The sequence below is a fragment of the Nonomuraea sp. NPDC003709 genome, assembly GCF_040610775.1.
In the GTDB taxonomy this organism is placed as follows: Bacteria; Actinomycetota; Actinomycetes; order Streptosporangiales; family Streptosporangiaceae; genus Nonomuraea; species Nonomuraea angiospora_A.
In genome coordinates this window covers 1-1,269 of sequence record NZ_JBEXMW010000098.1, presented here as the reverse complement: position 1 = coordinate 1,269, position 1,269 = coordinate 1, and the positions used below count along the sequence as shown (strand labels likewise).

The 1,269-nt window shown below is 42.1% G+C and carries 1 protein-coding gene; it reads right to left on the bottom strand.

Going from position 1 to position 1,269, the window contains the following annotated elements; genetic code table 11:
• Positions 1-221 precede the first annotated feature (221 nt).
• Entirely contained in the window at positions 222-1,169 is a 948-nt protein-coding gene (locus ABZX61_RS65875) for an IS30 family transposase (protein WP_003130410.1), read from the bottom strand.
• Positions 1,170-1,269: the final 100 nt, after the last annotated feature.

Below are 1,269 nucleotides of genomic sequence, written 5' to 3'. Positions count from 1 at the left end.
AAATTTCGTTCTTCATTTTTATTCTGATCATAGTAATTATCGTAAGCAGAAATTTGTTTTTGAGTAATCATCCCTGCACTGAGCAATTCTGACAGACTCGGCTTCTCATCATCATGATCTAATTCATAAAGTTGAGCTTGACTTTCTACTATTTTGACAACTGCCGCTTCTCCAGTTTTTTGAACTTGTGATTTTTCTTTAACGCAAATTGCAAGTCCAAGTTAGCCAGCCAAGCTCATCTCATATGAACTCTTATAGTTGAACATTTTTCTTGGATAATGGTTCATCCAATACTCGATAGCGGCGACTTCTTCAGGGGTCGTCTTTGTTGTGCCTTTTGGCAGATGCCTACGAATCATTCGGTTATGGTTTTCATTCGTCCCTCGCTCAAAGCTCGCGTAGGCGTGTGCATAGTAAACTGGACAGCTTACGACCTCAGAGAGCCTTGCAAATTCATGGCCATTGTCAGGGGTAATGGATTTGAAGTCATAACTTTTTTGAAGTTCCACCAGCTCATCATTGACCGCCTGTGCTGTTTTCCCATCAATCAAGCGAATGATCTCCGTGCGGTATTTTCGCTCTGTGAGCGTCAAAAGCACCTTGTTCTTAGCTCTCGTAAGAATGACCGTGTCAATCTCGTAATGCCCCACTTCTAAGCGATTGTTAATGAACTCAGGCCGTTCTTCAATAGACTTGCCAAAAGGATGCTTTGGCGCACGAGGTTTGATTTTCTTTGCCGCCTTATACTGCGGATAGAAAAGATGATGACGCTTGGCTTCTAACCAGCCCCAGTTGACCCAATTGTAGAGGCTGCTCAGAGAAACTCCTTTTAGAGCCTGATGAATGACTTCCAAAGAGTCCTTGTCTTCTTTAAGACGTGTACTCACATAACAATCAATCTCAGTCGTGAGTTTACTCGGACGAACACTGTGAGCCCTCAATCCTTCATAATTTTCTTGAGCCTTTTTAGCAGAGTATTTTACCTTCCGCTTGAGCTGGATTTCCCCTCGCTTCATCTCTCTGTCAATCGTCCCATGAGCTTTATTCAATAAGCGCGCAATCTCACGGTTGCTCAGTCCTTCTTTATTGTGCCAACGTTCAATGTTTAAACGGTCTTGATTGGTCAGGTGTTTCCCTTTGCTCTGGCTTGTGATAGAATAGTCTTGCATCTGAATTTCCTTTTTATACTATTTGGTCGAACTTCTAGTATAAGAGATTCAGATGTTTTTTGCTTGACTCAAGGTGGCTAACTTCATTTTACAATTTGCG

Bases quoted from the DNA above. Each gene is read 5' to 3' on its own strand.
- ABZX61_RS65875 (WP_003130410.1), bottom strand. From the start codon at position 1,169: ATGCAAGACTATTCTATCACAAGCCAGAGCAAAGGGAAACACCTGACC.